Annotated in this window: 5 protein-coding genes; 3 read left to right on the top strand and 2 right to left on the bottom strand. The window is 45.8% G+C overall.

Annotated features, from left to right (window positions below; all coding sequences use genetic code 11):
* On the bottom strand, positions 1-1219 hold a 1219-nt coding region (locus QUA38_RS18205), incomplete at its 3' end, for a reverse transcriptase domain-containing protein (protein ID WP_333164127.1).
* 466 nt (positions 1220-1685) lie between these two features.
* Here QUA38_RS18205 and QUA38_RS18210 point away from each other — a divergent pair.
* The 3 genes from QUA38_RS18210 to QUA38_RS29415 all read left to right on the top strand — a co-directional run bounded on the left by QUA38_RS18210 (position 1686) and on the right by QUA38_RS29415 (position 2688).
* Entirely contained in the window at positions 1686-1970 is a 285-nt protein-coding gene (locus QUA38_RS18210) for a hypothetical protein (protein WP_333164131.1), read from the top strand.
* A 126-nt stretch (positions 1971-2096) separates the two neighbouring features.
* On the top strand, positions 2097-2312 hold the full coding sequence (locus tag QUA38_RS18215; protein ID WP_333094813.1) for a hypothetical protein: 216 nt from the start codon (positions 2097-2099) through the stop codon (positions 2310-2312).
* 169 nt (positions 2313-2481) lie between these two features.
* Positions 2482-2688 (top strand): DUF4129 domain-containing protein, encoded by a 207-nt coding sequence (locus QUA38_RS29415; protein ID WP_445305070.1) that lies wholly within the window; start codon positions 2482-2484, stop codon positions 2686-2688.
* Positions 2689-3147: 459 nt separating this feature from the next.
* Here the strand turns inward: QUA38_RS29415 and QUA38_RS18220 are convergent.
* Positions 3148-4132: Calx-beta domain-containing protein (locus QUA38_RS18220; RefSeq protein ID WP_333164134.1), on the bottom strand; the 985-nt coding region annotated here is incomplete at its 5' end.

Here is a 4132-nt window from a genome sequence, read left to right on the forward strand (position 1 = left end):
TAGCCCATCCTATAATTACAGGATTTAAACTCTGGATTAAATCTGATTGAGATTTGGCTTTGTGGGTGTCTATTACTCTTGCGATTTCTTTGAGGTGTATCTTGACTTTTTCCGGGCTTGGGGTGATGACTGTGCTGAAACCCAGTAGTTTACCTTGGGGGTTTTTCCCGCTAGTATATTTGCCAGATGGATATTGCCTGACTTTAAACCCCAGGAAATCAAATCCTGGAGACTGTCCATCATGGCTGCTCATTGTGTGAGCTATCCTTGTTTTACTGGATTTTAGCTCCAAACCCATGCCTTTTAACCATTCAGAGATTATCTCTTTACACTTTTGAACAACGGTTAAATCTTCGTGGAGAATTACGAAGTCATCGGCGTATCTTATTAAGGATATGCTTTTACATTTCTGTTGCCAGCTTATTTGTCCTTTTCCTGTTGACTTTTTGATGTCCAAGGTTTTGGCAAATTCCTTAATTTGATGTTCCATCCCGTGGAGAGCTATATTAGCCAGTAGTGGAGAAATGACTCCACCCTGTGGTGTACCCTCAAGTGTTGGAAACAACTGCTGTCCGTCCATCACCCCCGCTCGGAGCCATGCCCTGATTTGGCGGCGTAAAAGCGGGAATGTATTTAATTTTTTAAGCAGTGCTTCATGGTCGATTTTGTCGAAGCATTTGGCGATGTCGGCATCTAGCACGTATTTTTGCTTATACCTAATCGCATTAAATATTGCCCCGATAGCATCTTGGCACGAGCGCCCAGGTCTGAACCCATATTGATTCGGTTCAAATCGCGCTTCCCATTCTGGTTCTAGTGCCAGTTTAACAAGCGCCTGCAATGCCCGGTCTTTCATTGTTGGGATTCCTAAAGGTCGCTTCTCTTCTGTACCAGGCTTGGGAATCCATACTCGCCTGGTTGGGCTGACCTTTGAACTCAGGTTTATATTACCTATTAGGTCAAGGCGTTGCTTTGGGGTTAGTGATTTAACACCATCCACACCTGCCGTCTTTTTTCCTTTGTTATCCTGAGTAACCCTACGAACCGCTAAGCATTTTGCAGCCCAGGACTTCATCAACAACTTTTGAAGTCTGCGAAGTGTCTTAATATCACCACGATTGGCGGCTTGATAGATTCTTTTCTGCAACTTGAACACTACTCTTTCCAGCTTTCGCCAAGGAGTCTTGTTCCATTCATACATCGGTTTTACCGTGCTCATGACTTTTTCATTGCTACTGGAGACTCTATCTTCCGAGACACAGTGGGTCTGTCTGCATATCTCCCTCGTTACAAGGGAGCTTTCGCTTTTGACCCAATCTCTACTTGCCGTTGCATACGGTTAGCACCTACTCTGAAAATCGACTTTTACAGAGAGCAAACGGTAGGTTATTTCGTTCCTGTTTGTCTTTGTTTAGAGTTCTTAGGGTGGTACTTTCCACCGGGTTTATTACAGAGTGCTTAGTTGGTCAAGCAACGAATTGCCAACCCTGTGGTAAATTGAAGGTGAAGTCCCTTTATTACCAATCCTTGCCCTTTTGGGACTCCCAGCGTATCAACCTGTTTCGCTGGTTATCTATCACGATGGTTCGGATGTACCTTTGCTTTCGCTACCCATAAACTCCTGCTCGGCGGGGTTCTAGAATAGGTTTTCCAGTTACCGCCTTTTCACCCCGCTTTACGGATTGATGGCTAATCGCTACCGCAGGGGTGATGCTTTCACCGCAGCACCAGCGGGATGGGACTTGAACAGTGTTCTCACCCACAAGACGAACAAGTTGTCATCTAACAAGGGATTAAAGTGCGAACTCAATCCATATTGGATTACCTTATTAGAGCCTGAATTCCCCCCATCTCTAGGTTTCTTCAGAACGAAACGCACCGCCACTTTAGAAGAATGTCACTCAAATGCGATTCTCCATCGCGCGGCGATTTGGATTAGGGACAATAACTCGGCATTTAAGTGTTCCTAATCAAACGTCAAATGCGATCGCGCTTTCTTATCCCAGATTTCTTTAAGAAGTCCGGGATTTGGGGATAATGATAGAAGAAAAAAAATTCCAATCCGCAATCAAAAATCTACTCATAGATGTAAATCTATGTCTGAAAGTTCCTTTGATAAAACTAATTTGGGTTGGCAATTAGGACAGTCGCAACAGCGATTGCAGGAGAGGTGGGAACTAAAAACTGCCCAAAATATACCGAATGTCAAATTGCCATCTTGGTTTGATTCCTCGATATTGGGTGCGATCGCTAAAGCCACCTTTTGGTTAATTTTAGCATTGCTCGCAGTCTGGGCGAGTTGGCAGATTTAGCAACTGTTACTTTTTTACATTCATAATTTTAAAAAGAAAAATCAAACAACTGATGGAAGTGCGAAAAAAACAATTAAAGATTTGTCAGTAGCAGAGTGGTTGTTGCGATCGCAAAAGTTGCAGCAACAAGGGAAATACCGCCAAGCTTGCCGCTGTCTTTACATGGCGGTTGCAGCGGTTAAATGATGCGGGAACCGCGATTCACCAACCCAGTCGCACTGATGGCGAATATTTGCAATTAATCCAGCAATTACCCCAGCCAGCGCCTTACGAAACTTTGATAAAAATACATCAGCAACTATATTTTGGGAATAGGGAAACTTCCGCCTCAACCTTTGAAGAGTGTCAGCAAGCTTATCAACAAATTAAGGATTAAGTCGGTAAACGCAAAAAAACAATAATATCCAATCGATAATTCTAGGGGCAGGTTTTACAAAAAATTATTGCCAAAAACCGACCATCTCAAAAACCCCTACCCAATGGCAAATCGCCATCTAATTCTTTCCATATACAAGGGTTTAAGGTCGTACTCGAATAACGCGCGCAGCATCTAAGAGTACGACCTTGAAATGGTTCTATCAGACCGAAGTAGCAAATGGGTTGAAAGCCACGAAACTAGCACCAGCAAGGGGATTCGGGTCGAGACCGCCCACAATCGGCCCTGTGGGTGAATTCCATTAGTTGTCGGTGCCAGCGACTGTCACACAGCGAAGATTTTACCCGCGTACCTCGCTTTCTTGAAAAAAGCTGTAGTGAGGAATCAGACTGATAAAAAGCATTTAACTACTTGCGGGACATATTAGTAGAGCAAGGATTCCTCGCCCTACTAACAGCCTTAGATGAGAGTGATACTTGTTGCCGCTGTACTGCCGAAACTGTAGCCCGCAGTGGGGTTAGCAAGACCTAAGCGCACAATCCCATTATTGGTACTAAATGGGTTGTCTTGAATAGTAAAGGTTTGGCTGAGTTGGCCGTTGGCGAAGGACAACGTGCCGCCAGTGGGGCCGCCCGGGTTAAGCAGGTAGTCGGTACCATATACAGGTGCAGGGCCGGCGCCTGGAGTACCCGCCAGAATAATATAATCAATCGATGCTGCACCTAAGCCGGTTGAGCGGGTAACTGTAACCGTTGTGTTGCCCCCCTGAGTGGCGATCGAGCCGTAATTAGACGCACTATACTGGAAGATATTGCCAGATGCACTGCTGCTACCGTCAATAATGTCTAGTCTTGCTGTTGACGGAGTGCCGACGGGGCCGTTGTTGAGATATAGGTTAACACTCTCAGTCATTTCAGGCACAGTATCAGCATTGACAAAGATGTTGAACGTCGTGGAAGTTACCCCAGGGCCAAAGTTGAGTACACCAGCAGTAGACGCATAATCAGCCGCAGTTCCTCCAGTTGATAGGGCGGTGCCGTCAAGAGTACTGTAGCTAATGGTTCCGGCAGCCGTATTGGGGCCGATGCGATTGACTGTCACCGTAGCAAAGCCAGATGATTCCGGAGTGGTGAAAGTAGCCGCACTAAAAACAAACTGGGTTGCTGTTGATGTTGCTGGAGTTGGGGTCGGAGTTGGGGTCGTCCCAGTTGGCGGCACATCACTAATCGTCAAAATTGACGGACTACTGCCGATATTGCCACCGAAGAGCACCAAATTCACGCTTTCCGGCGATGATTCCACATTTAAATCAGTCAAAGCCGTCACGGTGAAACTAGCGGTAGTTTGCCCCGCAGCAAAACTCAACACCCCTGTCGCGCTAGTGTAATCCGCTGCTGTGCCTGCTGAACTTGCCGAACCGTCAAGAGTCTGGTAGTTAATCGAT

Source organism: Microcoleus sp. Pol12B4 (assembly GCF_036701385.1).
Classification (GTDB): domain Bacteria; phylum Cyanobacteriota; class Cyanobacteriia; order Cyanobacteriales; family Microcoleaceae; genus Microcoleus.

Bases quoted from the DNA above. Each gene is read 5' to 3' on its own strand.
- QUA38_RS18210 (WP_333164131.1), top strand. From the start codon at position 1,686: ATGGCTAATCGCTACCGCAGGGGTGATGCTTTCACCGCAGCACCAGCG.
- QUA38_RS18215 (WP_333094813.1), top strand. From the start codon at position 2,097: ATGTCTGAAAGTTCCTTTGATAAAACTAATTTGGGTTGGCAATTAGGA.